Source organism: Kosakonia sp. R1.Fl, from assembly GCF_023516815.1.
Lineage (GTDB): Bacteria > Pseudomonadota > Gammaproteobacteria > Enterobacterales > Enterobacteriaceae > Kosakonia.
Genome location: NZ_JAMGSQ010000001.1, coordinates 1,604,718 through 1,625,909 on the forward strand (window position 1 = coordinate 1,604,718; position 21,192 = coordinate 1,625,909).

The 21,192-nt window shown below is 55.5% G+C and carries 11 protein-coding genes; 8 read left to right on the top strand and 3 right to left on the bottom strand.

From position 1 onward, the window contains the following. Positions 1–12: 12 nt before the first annotated feature. Positions 13–537 (top strand): single-stranded DNA-binding protein SSB1, encoded by a 525-nt coding sequence (gene ssb1, locus M8Q36_RS07585; protein WP_017459456.1) that lies wholly within the window; start codon positions 13–15, stop codon positions 535–537. 327 nt (positions 538–864) lie between these two features. Here ssb1 and M8Q36_RS07590 read toward each other — a convergent pair whose 3' ends face one another. Genes M8Q36_RS07590 through M8Q36_RS07600 form a run of 3 tightly spaced genes read right to left on the bottom strand, consistent with a single transcriptional unit; the run spans position 865 to position 3,104 of the window. Beyond that, positions 865–1,638 (bottom strand): amino acid ABC transporter substrate-binding protein, encoded by a 774-nt coding sequence (locus tag M8Q36_RS07590; RefSeq protein WP_249880486.1) that lies wholly within the window; start codon positions 1,636–1,638, stop codon positions 865–867. A 22-nt stretch (positions 1,639–1,660) separates the two neighbouring features. Beyond that, entirely contained in the window at positions 1,661–2,431 is a 771-nt protein-coding gene (locus M8Q36_RS07595; protein ID WP_020456133.1) for an amino acid ABC transporter ATP-binding protein, read from the bottom strand. Then, complete coding sequence (locus M8Q36_RS07600; RefSeq protein ID WP_249880487.1) at positions 2,409–3,104, bottom strand: amino acid ABC transporter permease; 696 nt, start codon at positions 3,102–3,104, stop codon at positions 2,409–2,411. The genes M8Q36_RS07595 and M8Q36_RS07600 overlap by 23 nt, the downstream gene beginning before the upstream one ends. 622 nt (positions 3,105–3,726) lie before the next feature. On the opposite strand from M8Q36_RS07600, the gene M8Q36_RS07605 reads away from it, so the two are divergent. The 7 genes from M8Q36_RS07605 (at position 3,727) to M8Q36_RS07630 (ending at position 21,141) form a co-directional block, all read left to right on the top strand. Beyond that, positions 3,727–5,946, top strand: coding sequence for a type VI secretion system Vgr family protein (locus tag M8Q36_RS07605; RefSeq protein WP_249880488.1), 2,220 nt, complete (start codon positions 3,727–3,729; stop codon positions 5,944–5,946). A 12-nt stretch (positions 5,947–5,958) separates the two neighbouring features. Next, positions 5,959–7,512: a hypothetical protein gene (locus M8Q36_RS07610; RefSeq protein WP_249880489.1), complete on the top strand. Its 1,554-nt coding sequence runs from the start codon at positions 5,959–5,961 to the stop codon at positions 7,510–7,512. Continuing rightward, a complete protein-coding gene (locus M8Q36_RS25460; RefSeq protein WP_020456137.1) occupies positions 7,509–7,637 on the top strand; it encodes a hypothetical protein in 129 nt (42 codons plus the stop codon). The genes M8Q36_RS07610 and M8Q36_RS25460 overlap by 4 nt, the downstream gene beginning before the upstream one ends. A gap of 10 nt (positions 7,638–7,647) precedes the next feature. Beyond that, positions 7,648–11,790: an RHS repeat-associated core domain-containing protein gene (locus M8Q36_RS07615; protein ID WP_249880490.1), complete on the top strand. Its 4,143-nt coding sequence runs from the start codon at positions 7,648–7,650 to the stop codon at positions 11,788–11,790. Next, positions 11,787–12,212 carry an immunity 26/phosphotriesterase HocA family protein gene (locus M8Q36_RS07620; RefSeq protein WP_249880491.1) on the top strand — a complete coding sequence of 142 codons (426 nt, stop codon included), beginning with the start codon at positions 11,787–11,789 and terminating at the stop codon, positions 12,210–12,212. The genes M8Q36_RS07615 and M8Q36_RS07620 overlap by 4 nt, the downstream gene beginning before the upstream one ends. 406 nt (positions 12,213–12,618) lie before the next feature. Then, the gene (locus M8Q36_RS07625) at positions 12,619–13,011 is read left to right on the top strand and encodes a hypothetical protein (RefSeq protein ID WP_249880492.1); all 393 of its coding nucleotides are present in this window, start codon (positions 12,619–12,621) and stop codon (positions 13,009–13,011) included. A 591-nt stretch (positions 13,012–13,602) separates the two neighbouring features. Then, the gene (locus M8Q36_RS07630) at positions 13,603–21,141 is read left to right on the top strand and encodes a Tc toxin subunit A-related protein (protein WP_249880493.1); all 7,539 of its coding nucleotides are present in this window, start codon (positions 13,603–13,605) and stop codon (positions 21,139–21,141) included. Positions 21,142–21,192: the final 51 nt, after the last annotated feature.

Below are 21,192 nucleotides of genomic sequence, written 5' to 3' on the forward strand. Positions count from 1 at the left end.
AGGAGACACAATATGGCCAGCAGAGGCGTAAACAAGGTGATTCTCGTCGGTAATCTGGGCCAGGACCCGGAAGTACGCTATATGCCGAGTGGTGGCGCAGTTGCCAACATTACGCTGGCTACTTCCGAATCCTGGCGTGACAAGCAGACCGGCGAAACCAAAGAGCAGACCGAATGGCACCGCGTTGTGCTGTTTGGCAAGCTGGCGGAAGTGGCCGGCGAGTACCTGCGTAAAGGCTCTCAGGTTTATATTGAAGGCCAGCTGCGTACCCGCAAATGGACCGATCAATCCGGTCAGGAAAAATACACCACTGAAGTAGTGGTTAACGTTGGCGGCACCATGCAGATGCTGGGCGGTCGTCAGGGTGGCGGCGCTCCGGCAGGTGGCGGTCAGCAGCAGGGCGGTTGGGGTCAGCCTCAGCAGCCACAGGGTGGCAACCAGTTTAGCGGCGGCGCGCAGTCTCGCCCGCAGCAGCAGTCCGCACCGGCACCGTCTAACGAACCGCCGATGGATTTTGACGACGACATTCCGTTCTGATTTGCGTTACTCCGCAAATTTAAAAACCCCGCCTGGCGGGGTTTTTTTGTTTACAGAAAACCCCCAGCCAGGCTCGGGGTTCCGCAAAGTTTTCAGCTTTAAGCCAGTTATTATGCGCCGCACCCGCTGAACTGATGCAGCAGTAGCACCGCAACAGTGGGCGCAACGTCGCAACGGCAAGCAGCACAAACGCAGCGCCCCAGCTTTGCATAGGGTCGAACTTACATATTGTCGAAGACGCGCACAAATAAAATGGTGTCCGTGCGCAAGGCTCCAGCGGCATAAAAAACCCCGCGTTGCGGGGTCTTACCATTCAGCGGCTGCGCATCACTTCGACACATCCGCGCCGAAGTATTTCTGCGAAATGCGCTGATAAGTACCGTCGGCTTTGATCTCTTCCAGGGCTTTATCAATCGCGGCTTTCAGTTGCGGGTTGCCTTTGCGGAACAACACGCCGGATTTCTCCGCGTCAGATTGCGTGGCGACAATTTTCACCGGCGCGTCGGGTTTATGTTTTTTGAAATCCAGGAATGACAGGTTGTCGTTGATGGTCGCATCGGCGCGTCCCTGCACCACCAAATCGACAGACTGGTTAAAGCCGTCGGTGGCGACGATCTCCGCGCCATATTTGCGGGCAATCTGCGCATAGTTGCTGGTCAGTGTATGGGCGGATTTTTTGCCTTTTAAATCCTCGAAACGGGTGATTGCCGCATTTTTGCTGTTAACGATCAGCACCGCTTTAGAGGCGATATACGGCTCGGAGAAGTCATATTTTTTCTGGCGTTCCGGCGTAATGCCCACCTGATTGATCACCGCCTCGTAGCGGTTGGCGTCGATACCAGCGATCAGGCCATCCCATTTACCTTCAACAAACTGGGCATTTACTTTCAGGCGCTTAGCGATCTCCTGACCGATTTCGACATCAAACCCTTCCAGTTTGCCGGCGGCATTATGGAAAGTGAAGGGCGGATAAGTCCCTTCGGTGCCAATTTTTAACACCCCGGCGGATTGAATTTTTGCCAGATCATCCTGCGCCAGCGCCGCGTGAGCAAAGCCCAGCTGCATAACGCCTGCTATCACCAGTGTTGCGAATGCCTTCATCTGCGTTACCCCGTAAATATTGTTATTGATGCGCTTCGATAGTCGAAAACGCTGTGCTTAAAGAGGCGATGAATTCCGTGGTTCGTGGTTTCTTCGCCTGTGAAAAAAGGGTGCTGGCGCTGCCCGATTCGACAATTTCCCCGGCTTCGAGAAATACCACCTGGCTTGCGATATGGGCTGCTAAGCGCAGATCGTGGGTGGCCATAATCATCGTCGTGCCCTCGTGTGCCAGCTGGCGCAGGACGGCGACCACTTCGCCGGAAAGTTCCGGGTCGAGCGCCGAGGTTGGCTCATCGCATAGCAACACCGCAGGCGAAGGTGCCAGCGCGCGGGCAATCGCCACGCGTTGTTGCTGGCCGCCGGAAAGTGTATTCGGCAGTGCGTTACGCTTATGCAGCATGCCAACCTTCTCCAGCAGCGCCTCGCCGCGTTTACGGGCTCGCTCGCGGTCCCATTTATGCACCGTAATCAGTCCCTCGGTAATGTTGTCGAGAGCGGTCATATGCGGAAACAGCGCAAAGTTTTGAAAAACCATTCCGGTCTGACGGCTCATCCGGCGAATATCCTGGCCTTTAATACGGGCACCTGGCGTAAATACCATCTCTTCTTTGCCGATGGTTAATTCTCCGGACTGGGGAATTTCCAGCAAATTAATACAACGTAATAATGTACTTTTCCCGCTGCCGGAGGGACCAATTAACGCGGTGACGGTGCCTTCTGCTACCGTTAAATGAATATTTTGCAGCACCCGGTGACCAGCAAAACTTTTTTCAATGTTGCAGAGCGTTATCATTTGCTCGCTCCTTAACGGTTGTCCCGGCTAATTTCCGCTCCAGCTTCTCTTGTAAATGCGATAAGACAGAACTGAATAAGAGATAAATCACCGCGGCCTCGCTATATAAAATTAACGGCTTGTAAGTCACTGCGGCTATTTGCTGCGCGGCGAGAAACATCTCCGGCACGGTGATCACCGAGGCCAGCGAGGTGTCTTTCACCAGCGAGATAAAGGTATTGGATAACGGCGGCACAGCGATGCGCGCGGCCTGCGGCAGAATAATGCGCCGTAGCGCCTGCGCCCAGGTCATGCTGATGGCATGGGCGGCTTCCCACTGACTTTTAGGCACGGCGAGCAGCGTGGCGCGGATCACTTCCGAGGTATAAGCACCAATATTTACCGTAAAACCAATTACCGCCGCCGGAAATGCATCGATAGTAATTCCTGCGCTGGGCAACGCGTAAAAAATTAAAAATAGCTGTACTAATAACGGGGTGCCGCGAATTAACCAGACGTAAAACCTGACTATCGGTTTTAAAAATGCCGGGCCATATAAACGCAATAACGCCACAATAAAACCGAGCGCCAGACCAAGAATAAATGCGCTTAATGTTAAGGGAATGGTAAATTTCAGCCCGGCGGAAAGCATTGGCCAGAACGAATCGATCGCTAAGGGTAACCATGTTGGCACTACACACCTTCCGCACATCATTATTGCCAGAAAAAGCTGGCAGAATGCTTGTAAATATTTCAGTTGTTCATTCTGCTACCGTATTTAAGCGGATTATATTCGTTGCACCTGCGGCGAAAACCAATATATCCGAATAAGAATATGCGCAAATGTGCTAAAGGCCATTGGCTGTGCGACAGCGGACAACTGTTGGGCAGCGGGCTGTTGCGAAACCGCAAATCGGCAACGGTGGATGCCATAGCCCGCACCGAAGTTTAAAAATGTAGGCCAACTGACGGCTGTTTATAATTTTAAATACGCAAGTTTCATTTAGGGAGATATTATTGTAAATTGAAGAATATATGATGCGTCATTATTTATTGTTAGCTGAATCGAATAACCTGAAGTCCTCTTTTTTAGTATGGTAATTTGCACTGAATTGATTTTAAATAAGTTATTATTTTAATTATAAAATAAGACGATTCTGAGATGTATTTAACTGTCGTTTTTATGAACTGCAGATAATATTAATCGTAATCATTGGTTGTTAGTAAATAATACGCGCGCGTATAAGTTTCTTTTGAATGATTTCCCGCAAATCGTTTTCTCCCGAAATATCCGCCGCCGCTACCAAGGAATACGTATGGTTAACCGGATAACCGTCCTGTCATCCGTTGGCAGTGATTCACTCCTGTTCTGGAAACTGAAAGGTGAAGAGCACCTTTCCACCCCTTTTCGATTTCAGGTTGACCTGCTGAGCAAAGACTTCACCCTTGATCGGCAAAAACTGCTCGGGCAGGAGATGACGGTGGTGATCCCGTGCCAGATGCCGGGCAGCGAACGCTATCTTTCCGGGAAAGTGACCGCCGTTTCGGTGCGCACCGAAGAGCTGGACGGCACGCATTATGCGGCGTATCAGGTAACACTTGAACCTGATTTCTGGCCGATGATGCGCGATCGCAACTTCCGCATTTTCCAGCAGCAGCGCGTGCCGGATATCGCCAAAACGCTGTTTTCGGAATACAACGTCAGGGTTGAAGACAAGCTGACGCGCAGCTACCGCCAGTGGGATTACAGCGTGCAGTATGGTGAAAGTAGCTTCCACTTCATCAGCCGTCTGCTGGAGCTTGAAGGCATCAGCTACCTGTTTCGTCACAGCAAAGAGGGCCACACGCTGGTGTTGATGGACGACTACTCGCAGGCCGAAGCTTTTCCCGGTTACGGCACTATCCCCTGGCACGCGCAAACCGGCGGCGGCGCGGTCAACGAAGAGGGCATCAGCCAGTTGGTGGCGAACCACGTGGTGACGCCGGGTCTGTACAGCACCGATGATTACGATTTCCGCAAGCCGCACGCCTGGATGCTGCAAACCCTGCAAAACCCCGTTTCGCCAAGCCCCGGGAAAATTGATGTCTATGACTGGCCTGGCCGCTTTGTTGAGCATGGCGACGGTGAAGCGTACGCGCGTATTCGCCAGCAGGCATGGCAAGCGGAGCAGCAGCAAATGCAAGGCTCCGGCACCGCGACCGGTATCGCGCCCGGCCATCTTTTTCGGCTTACCAATGCGCCAAACTTCGCCGATAACGCACAGTGGCTGGTGATTGGCGCCCAATATGCGTTTGAAGAGAATCAGTACGCCTCCGGTGGGCCTTTCAGCTCACAGCACAACATCGCCTTTACCGTTATTCCGGCGACAACGCCTTTTCGCCCGGCATCGGTCACCGACTGGCCGCGCACTTATGGCCCACAAACGGCGCGCGTGGTCGGGCCGCAAGGTGAGTCGATCTGGACGGATAAATATGGCCGCGTGAAGGTGAAGTTCCACTGGGATCGGCAAAGCCAGGGCGATGAGAACAGCTCTTGCTGGGTGCGCGTCTCCAGCGCGTGGGCCGGGCAGGGCTACGGCGGTGTGCAGATCCCGCGCGTGGGCGACGAAGTGGTGGTCGATTTTATTAACGGTGAGCCGGACAGACCGATAATCATTGGCCGCGTTTATAACGAAGCCAGCATGCCGCCGTGGGCGCTGCCGGCGGCGGCGACGCAGATGGGCTTTATGAGCCGTTCGAAAGACGGTTCGCCGGATAACGCTAACGCCCTGCGCTTTGAAGACAAACCCGGTGAGGAGCAACTCTGGCTGCATGCCGAACGCAACATGGATACCGAAGTCGAAAACGACGAAACCCATGATGTTGGCAGCAACCGCACCAAAACCGTTGGCAAAGACGAAACCAGCCATATCAAACAGAACCGTACCCGCACAGTGGACGGCAATGAAACCGTCACTATCGGCCAGGATCGCAGCAAAACCATCAACGGTAACGAAACCACTACCGTGCAGCAGAACCGCACGGAAAGCGTGAAAGGCAATGAAACCCTCAGTGTCGAGCAAAACCGCGATGAGACCATTACCGGCAACCACACCACCACGGTGAAGAGCAACAACACCGGCACAGTGCAAGGCAACCAGACGCTGACCGTGGTGCAGGACAGAACCCGCACCGTGCAGGGCAACGAAAAAGTGAGCGTGCAGCAAAACCGCACTGTGCAGGTCACCGGCGACCAGACACTGGAAGTGACCGGCAACCGCAATGTCACTGTCAGCAGCAGTGAAGTGCGCACGGTGGTGCAAAAGCAAGAGGTGAATATTGGTGCCGGACGCACGCTGAGCATCACCGGCGGCGACACCCGTTTTACCCAGGGCAGCGTGGCGGACAGCGCAACGGATACCTTCCAGATCAACGTCGGCGAAAGCGGCATTCTGATTGGCAACGGCAGCGTGGAGATCACCGCGGGCGGCTCGACCATCACCATTAACGCGGCAGGCGTGATGGTCAATGGCAAGAAAATCGAGCTTAACGCCTGATAAGGACACGGAATGCGCGCGGCAAAGAATCCCACAGAAAAAGTGATGAGCGAGCTGGAGCTAAGCTGGCTGGACGCCAGCGAGAATGCCGCGCGCACCCGCCTGTTTATCTGGCGCGTTCCGGCAGGCGGCGAATCGCTGCTGGATGCCTTTATCGCCCTGCAGCAGCACGCGGAAGGCCGCACATTGCCGGATCTGTTTCTTGGGTTGAATACCCCCTTCGAAACCGGTTATGGCTACAGCGACGCGCTGGGGCGGGAGTTTGTCGAGCAGTACGAAGCCACGGAAAATGCCGCCGCCTGGAACGCGGAACCCTGGCTGCCCTGTTACTCCCCGGCGCAGCTGAACAGCTTATTACAGAGCTTCGCACAGGCTTTCGCCGACGATCTCCGTTACCTGGTACTGGTGCTTAAACCCTCCGGCGTCAGCGACGAAAGCGCCCTGGCGCGCTGGTTGGCAGGCTGGCTGGAGCAGGATGCGAGTGCCCCGCGTGTGCTGTTGATTGATACGCTGGAACAACCGATCTGGCAGCCGTTATATGAGGCGCATCCGCGCGAGGTGCAGTTGATTGTCGATGAAGTCGATGGCATGCGGGTGATGCACCAGACCGCGCAGCAGCAGACGGATACCGATGCCGACCGGTTGCTGTTTCGCCGCTACCTGGCGGACGCGATGCTGCTGCTGGAAAAAGGCAGTGCTGCACAAGTCGCCGCACGCGGCGAGCTGGCGCTGGGCATTGCGCAGCGGCGCGGCTGGACGGATCAACAAGCGATGATGCACAACCTGATGGCCGGTGGCTGGCTAAAAGGCGGCGACCATGCGCAGGCCGTCACCCACTACCGGCAGGCACAAACCCTCGCTTGTGATATCCCTGATCCGGCGCTGAAAGGGCAGTTGCGCACGCAAAGCACCTTCGGTGAAGCGGGCGCGTGGTTTGCGAAAAAAGATCACCTGCAAGCGGCGAAAGGGTATCGCCAGGCGGCGCTGGAAGCGCAGACCATTCCCCATCCGGTATTTGAGATGGAAGGCTGGCGCATGTCCGGTTTTTGCCTCTGGCTCGCCGGTCACCGACCGACGGCGATGGAGGAGTACGCGCGTGCCGTGCAGGCGGCGGAAAGCGTGCCGCTGCCCGAACGCAGCCAGACCACGCTGCCGCTGGTGTTTCAGGATTTATTGCGTATGCACGATAAGCGCCGCACCGAGGCGCTTGAAGCCTGCGCTGCGCGCTGGCAACGTGAAAAACAGCGGCTGATCCAGCAGGCGGAAGCGGCGCTGCTCAGTGAACCGACCGTCGCGCAGGTTAAGCAGGCTGAAAGCCGCTTGCAGTTACAACTTGAGGCCATGTTTACCGTGATCCGCGAGGAGCGGGAAAATCTGATCCGTCGCGGCGATGACAGTTTTCGCCGTGTTATCCGGCTGGCGCGGGAGAAATTACACCCGCACTGGAACGGCCTGCCGGAGATCGCTCACCCCTTTGATGCGCCCCCTGGCGAGTGGCAAAACCTGCCCGCCTGGGGCAACCATGACGCATCGTTATCTGACACTGCAGGAAGCAACCCGCTATGAAAAATCGCATCATTATTATTGTTGTCGTCACGCTGCTCGCGCTGCTGTTTTTAAGCCTTTCCGATAGCGAGCTGGCGACAGAGGTTCGAACGTTCTTACGCGCGTTACTGCGCGCCATGTTCTGAGGCCAGACTTATGCACTCCGGCGCGCACTTCGATCCGCAGCTCGGGCTGGATATTCATACCTACCCGTGGCCGCTGCCAACGCCGCATATCGGCATTGTTTTTGACGTGTTCGATTACCTGCCGCTGATTGGCACCACGGTGCACGTCAACAGCATTAAGCGCGCGAGTGCAGGAACGGGCGGAATCGCGGTGCATATTCCGGTCGGCGGCGTATGGGTGCCGCCGCTGCGCGCGCCGGGCGGCCCGCAGATTGAAGACGAGCTGTTTATGGGCAGCAAAACCGTCTCGGTGGACGGCGAGCCGTTCTCGCGCATCGGCATGCCGGTGTTGAGCTGCAACATTATTGGTCTTGTACCGCCGTTTCGCCTCAAGCGCGCCACCAAGCCAAAACCGCTCTCTCTCACACTCCCACTCACCTTTAACCTCGCCATTCCCAATAACGTGGTGGTTGGCGGCCCGCCGACCATCAACCTGATGGCGCTGCTGATGCGCGCCGGGTTAAGCGGGCTGGGTAAAGGCTTCAAGAAACTGAAGAAAACGCCGCAGTGGCGGCTGTTTATGCGCCGCTTTCGTAAGCTGCGGCAAAAGCTGTTTCGTAATATGGACTCCGGCTTCCTCAAGTGCCGCGTGTTGCGCGCTGAACCGGTGGATATTCGCGACGGCAGCGTCAGCCTGGAGCAGCAGGATTTCCTGTTAGCGGGTCGTCTGCCGCTGGCGTGGGCGCGGAGCTATTCGTCGGCAGATATTGAGGTCGAAGGGCTGTGCGGCTTTGGCTGGTCAACCCCGGCAGATATCCGCCTCGATGTGCTGGCAGAAGAGGGCGTCGCGCTGCTGACGCAGCCGGAAGGGATGACATTATTTGCTGCGTTGCCGCAAAGCGACGGACGCGAACATGCCATTCACGGTTTGCCGGAGGGCAGCCGCCTGTGGCGGGAAACCCGTGATGGCGAGGTGGTGTGGCGGGTGGATCAGGAAAGTGGTCCGCTGCTGCACTTTAGCGGTAAGCAGGGCGGCCTGCCGATTTCCGATATTGTCGATCGTAGCGGTAATGGGTGGCGATTTGAGCGGGAAGAGGGCGAGTTACGGAAAATTCGTGAGTATACCCACGCGGGGATGACCGGGCGCGAAATCCTCGTCACGCAGGAGCGAAACCGTCTGCATTCTCTGCGTCTGCATAATGTGCTGGACGGAGAGATAACGCCGCTTACCCGCTACGAATATGACACCCACGGCCAGTTGAGCGCGGAGATCGATGCGTTGTCGCATCCGCGCCGTTTTGCGTATCAGCAGCGTCGTATGGTCAGCCATGTTGACCGCAACGGGCAGGGGTTTCACTACCAGTACAACGAGGCCTGGCAGGTTATCCACGCCTGGGGCGACGGTGGGGTTTGGGATTATCACTTTGCGTACCACGCGCTGCTCAACGAAGTGGAAGTCACCGACTCGCAGGGTGCTGTTTCGCGTATCACCTTTGATGAAAATGGTCTGCCCGTCTCGGAAATCGATCCGTTGGGTGGCAACACCGTGTTCCGCTATGACGATTTTGGCCGCACGGTGGAAGTGACAGAGCCGGACGGCAGCACACACCGCTGGGAGTATGACGAACAGGGGCGCATGACCGCCGAACAGATGCCCGATGGTTGCGTAATTCAGGCGGTTTATGACGATGACGGGCAATTACTGGCGCTTACCGATGAGAAAGGCGCGGTCTGGCGATCGGAATACAGTGAGGCCGGTAATCTTAACCGCGAAATCGATCCCACCGGCGTTGCCACAAGTTATCAGTACGACGCGTTTGGGCAGCTTTGCGCGGCGCATGTGCCCGGTGTTTCGCCCACGCGCTACCAGTATGATCGTTATGGCTTTCCGCAGCGGATTGAACAGGCTGGCGCGGGCGCGATACAGCTTCGCCACGCGGTACGTGGAACGCTGCTGGAGCGTATTGACGAAAGCGGGGGGGTAACCCGTTTTCACTGGGACAGAAAAGACCGTCTGGTGGCAACCACCGATCCGGCAGGCGGGGAAATACGTGTTGTCTACGATCGAGAAGATGATCCAGTCAGTTACACCGATGAGCAGGGGCGCACTACGCAGCTTCGCTATAACGGCAGCGGCATGCTGACAGCCTGCGAAACCCCGGACGGCGCGACGCTGAGCTTTATCTATGATGCGGAAGATCGCCTGGTGTCGGTGGTGAATCAAAATGGTCAACGCTGGCAACTGACGCGCGATGCGCTCGGGCGGGTGACGGAAGAGCATGATTATTGGGGGCAGGTGACGCGTTACGGCTGGGATAAGGCCAGCCGGTTGATAAGTCGCGAGGATCCGCTGGGTCGCGAAGTGCGTTACGGCTATGACAAAAGGGAACGGCTGACGGAGCGGCGCAGCGGCGACACGTTACAGGTTAAATACCATTACGATCCCTGCGGACGGATGGTGCTGTGTGAAAACCCGTGGCGGCGGCTGAGCTGGCGCTATGACGATGCCGGGCGTGTTCTGCAGGAGGATCAGGATGGTTTTCAACTGCGCTACGGTTACAACGAACGCGGTGTGTTAATCACACGCGAAAGCGACAGTGGTCATCAGGTGCGTTATCACCTCGATGCGCATGAGCGGCTCAGCCAGATACAGCTTAACGACGATGCGCCTATTCTGTTCACCTACGACGAGGCCGGGCGATGCGTGAGCGAACAGCTCTCCGCCGATGTCCTGCGTACCTTTACTTTCGACAGACTGGGGCGACTCAGTACCCAGCAGGTGCTGCAACACGATTTACCATTGTTTGCCAGCGGGTTTGCTTACGATCGCGCCGGGAATCTGACGTTACGGGAAGATAGCCTGTGGGGCAGCGATCGCTACAGTTACGATCCGGTGGGACGGTTGACGGCGCATACCGCACCGGATGGCGCACTGCGTCAATTTGTGCAGGATGCCGCCGGTAATCAATTGCAGACGCAAACGCATGAGGTGAATGACACCGCGGGCGGTTGGTTTCGCGAAGGCATTCACCACGGCGTGCGCTATGTGTTTGACCGCGCCGGTGAGCTACGCCAGCGGCGGGATAGCCAGTGCGAAGGCGAAAAAGAGGATTTTGTCTGGGATGACAACCGCCAGTTGGTCGCCGTGCGTAAAGGCGACAGCCTGGTGCGCTATGGCTATGACGGCCTGGGTCGACGGGTATTCAAGCAGACGGCGAGCGAAACCCGCTGGTTCTACTGGCAGGATGATGTGCTGGCGGGGGAAACGGTCACTACGCAGCAGGAACCGCTGGCCGCGCTCAGTATTTTCGATACCGGCGGCAGGTTAAAACGGCAGAAAGCGCAGGCCAAACTGTTCAATGAGATGCGGGAATATATCTACTACCCGGACAGCTTCTGGCCGCTGGCGTTACTGACGCAAGAAGAGGGTGAAAAGCAGAGCTGGCACTACCACTGCGATCCCAACGGTGCGCCGGTCAGATTGACCTCGCCACAGGGAGAGATTGTCTGGTCGGAGAAAAGCGGCATCTGGGGCGAGAAAGGAGAGGTTTATGCCAGCCGCATCGACAACCCGCTGCGTTTTCAGGGGCAGTATTATGACGCGGAAACCGGGCTGCATTACAACCGCTATCGCTATTATGACCCGAACATTGCGGCCTATATCAGCCAGGATCCCGTGGGGATGGTGGCGGGGGTTAGCGTATACCAATATGCGCCAAATCCACTGGCCTGGAGCGATCCGCTCGGCTTGCAGCGCTGCCTGGGCCTGCCGTCTACGCGCCCGCCCGGAGGCTCGAAGAAGAAGTACAACCGCGCCAAAGGGCAAGGGTTATATATTCTGCACGAGAATGGCAAAATCCGTTATGTTGGGCGCGGTGATGCGCCCACCCGTTTAAACGCCCATGCAAAAACGCCGGGTAAATCGCATCTGGAACAGCTGATCATTTTTGACAACAACTTAACCAAAGCTGAAGCTAAATTTCTGGAAGAAAAACTGATTGGTATGCATGGTGGCGCTAAGTCGATGAATCCTTTAACAAATTTATTGAATGATATCCGGTCTTACCGCCCCGGAAATAAAAACGCACCCACCTATAAAATCGCTGGCGATAGCTCAGCATGGGGTAAAGAAATCTTACAAGACGCGCTGTCTATCATAAGGGGTAGCATATGAGTCAAAAATACCAGGAAGGTGATATCTTTCTGATCCCAACTGCCGATGGTCGGTTTGCCGTGTGTCAGATCGTCTGTGCCTTAAAAGGGCGCTTTAAAAAGGCTTTCGCATTTGGCGTGCTGAGCATTCAGGCTGATAAAACCATTCCGCAACACGATGAGTTTCTGCCGTTTAAAAACTCACGAGGCATCACTAAGGTGATCTTTGCAGCGGTGGATAGCCTCAAAAGTGGTGAGTGGGAAATCATCGGTAATATCCCGCTGACGGACTGGAAAAAAGAGCTGCAAATATTCCACAGCGCCGGGCATTTATACAATGGCGATGAGTACGTCAGAGTGCTTGATAAAAGCGAATACAAGCAATTCAATGTGATGGGCGTTGCCGGTAACGAGCTGGTACAGCAATATCTGGCGCAACATTGATGCATAAAGAAGTGAAGACGTTGCGCTTCACTTCTTTTTAATACTTACCTCATTTGGCGTGGCTTACATATTAACTTCTGTGTCTCGGTGCTAAAGATAATATATGAAAGCTATTGTCTATAACGAAAATAGTCATGAGCTGGACGTTCCTTTTGTTTTATTGGCTCAAGGGAGTGCGTAAGTCGCAAGCAAAAAGTTTGATCAAATAAAATTTATCTATCCCGTAAAAGCCAGACTTCTCGCCATTGATCAATAACGACATAATCGTCTCGTTTTATATTACTGATGATGTGAAATTAAAAGGCGTCGATCTTTCACCACTTTATCGTATGGCGAAGTTAAAAAACTGACTATTTCCTATTTAAAAGGCCGTAATGATTTTAATGAATTTAATAAGCTGAAAACGTTGCGGATCGGCAGAACAAAAGTAACCAGCCTGGCGGGAATTATCGCCGCTCCGGCGCTAAGTCTGATTTATCACCCTAATTTAAAAGCTATTTCTGAAATCAATAAGCGGGATAATCTTTCCGCGTGCTATCTGGAAAAATGCAACGCGTTACGGGGATTTGCTGTCCTTGAGAAGAATCGCAGTATCGAAGAATTGTTCCTTGCTGACGTAAATTCCGTTGAATGTGTGCCGGCTATGGTTGCGCTAAAAACCATAAAATACTGCAACTTAGTCGATGGTGATATGGAGCTACTGTTGAATTCTAAGACGTTGCAACAGGTGGACTTCTCCCCGATGAAAAAGAGTTGCTCGCACAGCAAAGATGAGATCAATCAGCGCCTCGCTAGATAACCTCCATTATTGAGTAGGATATATTGTCCTTCAATATCTCTCTGCTCTAAAATATATTTGCGCACTAAATGATCATGAAGAATCCTGGATGTTTTTTATTTTTCGTGAATTATCCTATTTGTGTTTTTAATGTTTTCATGAAAAATCCTAGGTATTTATATGCCTTTGAAATTCACATCCGGTTTATGGCGGTTTTTTTATTTAAAAAGGACAGGATAAAATTCTAAAGGGCCGTCTTTTTTTATCCTTTTGCATTTTTATCCTCTTGAAATGCTCTCGTTTATCACTTTTTTTCCGCGTTTTGAGTCGTGTGTATCGTCGCTGGAGTGATGCGCAAGGATATCCTACGCTGTATTTCATCTTCCTCTGGCGGGGCATTCTTCTATCCGCTTTATTACGAGGTTTTTAACGGTAATTCATTGTAAGCGCATTCGAAGCGCCTTAACGCATACTCCAGTAAGCTGAAAACAGCATGTCTTTATCTGGGGTTATATCCGCCAGCATTAATTAATGATGGCGTGGCTGCTCGCAACGTAAATTTTCATCTGTATCTAACCAGCCTTCCCTATTTAAAAAGTTGAGGGATACCTTATGTACGATTCCTATTACGATATCTCTACGATCTTAAATAAAATCAATATCACCCGTTCCAGCACGGTGAATGAAAATTCCCTGCTCGCCTCACTGATGCCCAACTCGTTTGCCGAGATCTGGGAAAATTATCAGGATGTTTTATCCTGGGGCGAGGCCCGGTTCCTCGATCAGGCGGTCCGTGACGCGCAGAAAAAAAACACCGAAGCCGAAGCGCGTATTTTCAGCCGGGCCAACCCGCAACTTGCCCGTGCGGTCAGGCTGGGTATCGCCCAGAGCAGCCATCTGCGGGACTACACCTCCTGGTTTGGCAACCGCGCGCAACAGTATGTAACACCCGGCTCGGTGGCCTCGATGTTCTCGCCTGCTGGTTACCTGACTGAACTGTACCGTGAGGCCCGGGATCTGCACACTACCGACAACGTGCGTCACCTGGATAATCGCCGCCCGGATCTGAACCGGCTGGCGCTGAGCCAGGACAACATGGACGCGGAGGTGAGCACGCTGTCGATCGCCAATGACATTGTGCTCGACACGATTGTCAGCCGGGAAGGGACGGACAGCGACGCGGTGATGGAAAAACTCTCCACCTGGCGTTTCTCCGGCGCCACGCCGTACCACCTGGCGTACGAGAGTGCGCGGCAGGCGATCCTGCTGCAGGATCCGATGCTGGATGCGCTGGCGGAAAGCCCGGCGATTGCGCAGCAGGTGGATTTATCCTCGCTGCTGGCGATCATGGCGGATGTCTCACCGGAGCTGTACCGCATTCTGACCGAAGAGATATCCGCTGGTACTGCCGCAGCGTTATATGAGAAAAACTTTGGCAGCACCCCCATCGATGATTTAACGAATGCCTGGCCGCTGGGCGCTTATTATGATGTAAACCCCGAAGAGCTCTTAGTATTAACCAGTTTACTGACGAGTCATGACTTTTCTGAACCGGTGCAGTATTACACCAGTAATATCCTGACCACGATGGTCGCGGGTGATGATGCGTCTGTGGGGCAGGTGGTGCAGATTGTCCGCAGCGGGCTGCACAGTACGCTCAATTATATGGAGCTGCTGCCGCAGGGCGGGGACAGCTATCTGCTGAATTTCAGTTTTAATTCAACACAAAGCAACAAAACAATTTTAGATATTGGTACGACCGGAGGAGACAGCTCCGATTTATACCATGGAGAGCTCACCCCCCAGGCAAATCAGCATTACAGCATTCCGGTTACTCTTACGGCGGAGAAATTATCCGCCGGCGTCACCATTGGTATTTCCAGGGTGAGGGCCGATACGGGAGGATATTATTATGCACCGGCCACCTTCCGGCTCTACGCCCTGTCAGCGGAACAGTACCTGCTGTACCTGAATAAAATTATCCGCCTGTATAAAGCCTGCCGTTTCACCCCCGAGCAGATGTACCTGCTGATTTACAACAACCCCGGTGAAGAGCCGTTTGAAACCGGCATGCTGGGGCTGAGCTTCCTCAGCTACTACTACCTGAAACGCTACGGCCTGCGCCTGGAAGACGCACTGGTGCTGGCGGGCGGGCGCATCAGCGCGGTGGGGGTGAAAGGGCAGGTCAGCTGGTTCACCACCCTGTTCAACACGCCGCTGCTCAGTAACCGCAGTTTCACCGCCGACGGCGCGCCGGTGGACTGGGACTCGCAGGACGCGGACCACCTGTTCCGCGCCAGCGTCATCAAGCGCGGCTTCCACGTGAGCGGCACGGACCTGAAAACGCTGTGGCAGCTGGCGGCGGGGACGGGCGTGACCTTCACCGCCACGGCGGAGAACCTGGCGCTGCTCTACCGGGTGCACCTGCTGGCGGATGTGCACCAGCTGACGGCCACCGAACTCGGCCTGCTGCTGTCGGTGTCGCCGTGGGGGCAGACGCCGCTCTCGGCACTGGATGAGAGCGGCTTTGCCACGCTGGTGAACTTTGTCCACAGCACCACGCGCTGGCTGACGCAGCTGGGCTGGACGGTGAGTGAGCTGTACCTGATGGTGACCCCGCGCCACAGCACGGTGCTGACGCCGGAAATCAGCAGCCTGATTGCGGCCGTACGCGGGGCGGTGGATTCAGCGGACGCGGAGGTGTCCGTGCTCATCAGCGCGCTGGCACCGGTGGCAGCCGCCACCGGGCAGCTGTCGGGCCGGGCGGAGAGTGTCCTGCGCTGGCTGGAGCAGCTGAAACCGGGCGGGACGGACGTGAAGACGTTTGTCACGCTGGCGCTGAAGGATGACCGCAGTGAGGCGGAAACGGCACAGCTGGTGGCGTTCTGCCAGGCGCTGGGGCAGCTGGTGCTGCTGGTGCGCAAGACGAACATCAGTGACTACCTGCTGGCGATGCTGATTGATGCGCCGTCACGGTTCGCGGACGGGGTGAGCGTCATCCCGCTGGACATGGAGTCGCTGCGCCTGCTGGGGCGGATAAACCGGCGCATCCTGCAGACGGGAGATTACGCACAGGAGCTGCTGGCGGCGCTGGAGGCGGGAACACTGACCACCGACCTGCTGGCGCAGGCGCTGGGAGTGACGCCGCAGGCGGCGGCCCAGGCGCTGGGGCTGGCGGACAGCGGCGCGGGCGGGATTATCCGCTCGCTGCAGACGCTGGACGTGACGCTGCAGTGGCTGGATTTTGCCGCGGCGCTGAACTGCACACCGTCGACGGCGGCGGCGCTGGTGGCGCTGAAATACACGACCATCAGTGATGACAGCGCCCCGTCGTACGGGGCGTGGCTGGCGGTGAGTAACCAGCTGCAGGCGGGACTGAATGCAGAGCTGACGGTCAGACTGCAGCAGCAGCTGGAGGAGCTGACCAGCGCGGCGCTGAGTAACTATTACATTCAGACGGCGGCCATTGCCGGGGTGGACAACCGGGAGCAGCTGTACGCGTGGCTGCTGATAGACGGTCAGGTGTCGTCGCAGGTGATGACGACGCGGGTGGCGGAGGCGATTGCCAGTATCCAGCTGTACGTGAACCGCTGCCGTAACGCCCAGGAGGCGGAGGTGCAGCAGGCGGTGCTGACGCGGCAGTTCTTCACGGACTGGGATTTGTACAACAAACGCTACAGCACGTGGGCGGGGGTGTCGCAGCTGGTGTACTACCCGGAAAACTATATCGACCCGACGGTGCGTACCGGTCAGACCAGCATGATGGACACGATGCTGAACACCATCGGGCAGAGCGAGCTGAGTGCGGACACGGTGGGGGATGCGTTTAAGGGGTACATGACGCAGTTTGAGAAAATCGCCAACCTGGACATTGTGAGTGCCTACCACGACAACGCCAGTATAGAGGAAGGGAAGACGTGGTTTATCGGCAAATCGACGGACGAGGGGGAGAAATACTACTGGCGCTCGCTGCAGCAGAGCATGCTGACGGACGGGAAGTACCCGGCAACGGCGTGGAGCGAGTGGCTGGAAATCGGCACGGGTATCGCGGCGTACAACAACATGGTGCGGCCGGTGGTCTTTAATGACCGGCTGTATGTGGTGTGGGTGACGCAACTGACGGTGGCAACAGATAACAGCGGCACGGTGAGTGAGGCAAAAGACTATTTTCTGAGCTTCTCGTACCTGCGCCATGACGGCAGCTGGAGTGCAGCGCTTAAAAGTAAGTTATCGGATTACCTGCCTTCAGAGGAAATTAGCGCGATTGCGACGAAACGTCTGTTCTGTACCAACAGTAATGAGGCAAAACCGGAAATTGTTGCACTATTTTATACCGCCGCCGAAGCTGCTGCAGATAATAAAGGTCAGGAAGTACCCGGTATATCTATTTCTATTGAGCATGAGTTCGCCGCAATTACTGACGCTGGTTATTATCATGGTTTTTCCTGGCCCCAATATGATACGCAGAGTGAATTGCGGGTTAATTTTTTATTTAGCCCCGGAACAATAAGTTGGTCTGCCGGGGAAATGGGTTATGGCTGGGGATATGAACACCTGTCAATTATGATAGATGGGAATTTTTCTGTTAGCAGCGCGAAATTAAATACCGATACGCAGTCTGTGGATCTCACTATAAATGCAAATGTGTGTTATCAGTTTAATGGCTTGAATAAAGGGAGATATGGAAATAATCGAAGAGTTTTAATGGATATGATTAAGAGTGTGCAGAGCATAGGTCTGACATCTTACTTTTTTAAAGATCCTATTACGGTGAAAAATAGCGATCCGAATACCCCGGAATTTATGGTTGCTTATACAAATGATGATGATGATATAGTTAATGCTGCACCCAGAGGTTATATCGGATCGGATAAATATATTAGAACTAATCCACAAATTGAATTTGATGATAATAATAATCCATCCCTAACTTCAGCTGTGAAGGATCGTACGTTATTTATATTTCTCCTTCGGAATGAAGATATGCGGTCTTCATATGAAATTACTTCGGTGGGCTATGGTTTCCATCAGTTTGGGTCTGCAAGTACTATGTTTTCAACAAATGTTAGCCCTGATAAAGTTAAGGTTAAGTTCAGTTGTGAAGGTTCGACGGAAGAATATAACGGTTCTCATACAGACTATGTAACTAATGAAAACAGGCCACAACCCGGTTGGTACACAACCTATCCTTTCACCAATATGCCGTTCACTATTCCTGGAAGTGCATTTGTTTACGGAAGAGCAGAGATAGATGTTCTGTTTACCGCCACATCACAGGATATGCAAGTTGGTACGCAGTTTTCTCTGGGTCAGCAGAACGGAACGCTGACCATTTACCAAAAGGCAGACACAGTAAGCCGGGTCATGCCGATTATTCGTACCGATGCCGCCGCGCAGTATTTGCAACGCGGGCCTTACCGCGTGCGTATTAACACGCTGTTTGCCCGCCAGTTGGTGGCCCGCACCAATCTCGGGCTGGACGCGGTACTGTCGATGGAAACCCAGCAACTGCAGGAACCGAAGCTGGGTAAAGGGTTCTATTGCGACTTCGTTATTCCGCCCTACAACGCCAGCACCCATGGTAACAGCCGGGCGTTCTACCTCTACCTGATGTTTGTTTCTGACGCCACAGGTAAATACCCCATCTATTCAGGCACCTTAGCCGATACAGCAACCACTGTCAGGGTATTTGTGCCACTCGATGAAACTCCGCTTAATAGTGAGGCTATTGCCCAGGTGTTTATGGTCTATGCAAACAGGCCGGTCGATCATGCTAACGAAGGCTGGAGGGGAGCCCATTTTATCTATAGCGGCGATGCAATAATCATTAACGATGATTCGGATATTAGCATGTTCCAGAGCGTCAATATCCTGAGCAATGACACCGAGCCAATGGATTTCACCGGTGCCAACGCGCTCTATTTCTGGGAGATGTTCTTCTACGTGCCGGCGATGGTGTTCCAGCGCCTGCTGCACGAAAGCAAATTCGACGACGCCACCACCTGGATGAAATACATCTGGAACCCGGCGGGCTACTACAGCAGCAATGGCTCCCCGGCACCGTGGACGTGGAACGTACGCCCGCTGGAAGAGGACACCTCGTGGAACCCGGACCCGCTCGATTCCGTCGACCCGGACGCGGTGGCCCAGTCCGACCCGATGCACTACAAGGTCGCCATCTTCATGCGGGCGCTGGATTTACTCATCGCCCGCGGCGATGCGGCCTACCGGCTGCTGGAGCGCGACACGCTGAACGAAGCCAAAATGTGGTACGAGCAGGCGCTGAACCTGCTGGGCGATGAACCCTACGACGCGCTGGTACAGGGGCGGGGGAACTGGTCCAGCCCGGTACTGGGCTCCGCCGCCAGCCAGACCCTGCGGCAGGCTTACCAGACAGAACTGCTCAATCTGCGGACTGAAACCGTGGCGGAGGTGGAAACCCGCACGGCGAACTCGCTGCTGGGGCTGTTCTACCCGCAGTTCAACAGCAAACTGAGCGGCTACTGGCAGACGCTGCGCCAGCGGCTGTACAACCTGCGCCATAACCTGTCGATAGACGGCCAGGCGCTCTACCTGCCGGTGTATGCGGCGGCGGCGAACCCGTCGGCGCTGCTGAGCGCGGCGGTGAGTGCTGCCGGCGGGGGCGATTCGCTGCCGTCAGTGTCCCTGCCGCTGCTGCGCTTCCCGACGCTGCTGGAGAGTGCCCGGGGCGTGGTGAGCCAGCTTATCCAGTTCGGTACCACCCTGCAGGCCATCACCGAGCGGCAGGATGCGGAGGCGCTCTCCGTACTGCTGCAGACCCAGGGGGTGTCGCTGCTGGACCAGAACATTCAGGTGCAGGAGCACATGCTGGCTGAACTGGACGCGGACAAAGCGGCGCTGCAGGCGAGCCGCCGTGGTGCCGAACAGCGGCGGGACAGCTACCGGCAGCTGTATGACGAAAACGTCAACGCCGGGGAGACGCAGGCGATGAACCTGCTGATGGCCTCCTCGGTGACGGCTGAAGCGGCCACCGCCCTGCATATGGTGGCGGCGGGGCTGGATATGGTGCCCAATCTCTTCGGTCTGGCTGATGGCGGTATGCGCTACGGTGCCCTGATGTCGGCGACGGGAATGGGGGTACAGATTGCCGCCGATGTTGAACGTATCGCCGGAGATAAAATCACGCAGTCGGAAATGTACCGTCGCCGCCGCCAGGAGTGGGGGATCCAGCGGGATAACGCGGAGTCCGAGATCAGGCAGGTGGATGCGCAGCTGGCGTCGCTGGCTGTGCGCCGCGAAGGGGTGGCGCTGCAGAAAGCGGTGGTGGAAACACAGCTGGCGCAGACGCAGGCGCAGCTGGATTACCTGCAGGGTAAGTTCAGCGGCCAGGCGCTGTACAGCTGGCTGCGCGGTACGCTGTCGACAATTTACTACCAGTTCTATGACGCGGCGCTGACGCGCTGCCTGCTGGCACAGCGGGCGTGGCAGCTGCACTTCGGCGATGAGGCGACGACGTTTATCAGACCGGGAGCGTGGCAGGGTAACTGGCTGGGCTTTATGGCGGGCGAAACGCTGATGCTGGGGCTGGAGCGGATGTCGCAGGCGTGGATAGAGCAGGATGCGCGCGTGCTGGAAGTGAGCAAAACCGTGTCGCTGGCAAAATTCTACAGCGGGTTGCCGAACGGGGGGTTCAATTTCCTGGATGAGTCCGCATCAATTATCCACAGCGGCTCGGGGAGCGCAGGCAGCGGGGGGAATACGCTGTCGGTCGCCGAAGGCCAGTTGCAGGCCAGCGTGAAACTCACCGAACTGAATATTGCCGGTAATTATCCGGCTGAGCTGGGCGCGCGGCGGCGTATCAAACAGGTAAGCGTCACGCTGCCAATGCTCCTTGCGCCATATCAGGATATCCGCGCGGTGCTGAGCTACGGGGGCAGTGTGGCGCTGCCGCAGGGGTGTAATGCGCTGGCGGTGTCGCACGGCATGAACGACAGCGGCCAGTTCCAGCTTGATTTTAATGACGGGCGCTGGCTGCCGTTCGAAGGGATCCCGGTGGATGACAGCGGCACGCTGACCCTGAGTTTCCCGGACGTGGCTGACCGACAGAAAGATCTGCTACTCAGTCTGACGGATATCATTCTGCATATCCGCTACACCATTACCGGCTAAGTCGATGACATTATTGCAGGTTCCCTGCGGGAGCCTGCAATGGCCCTGGAA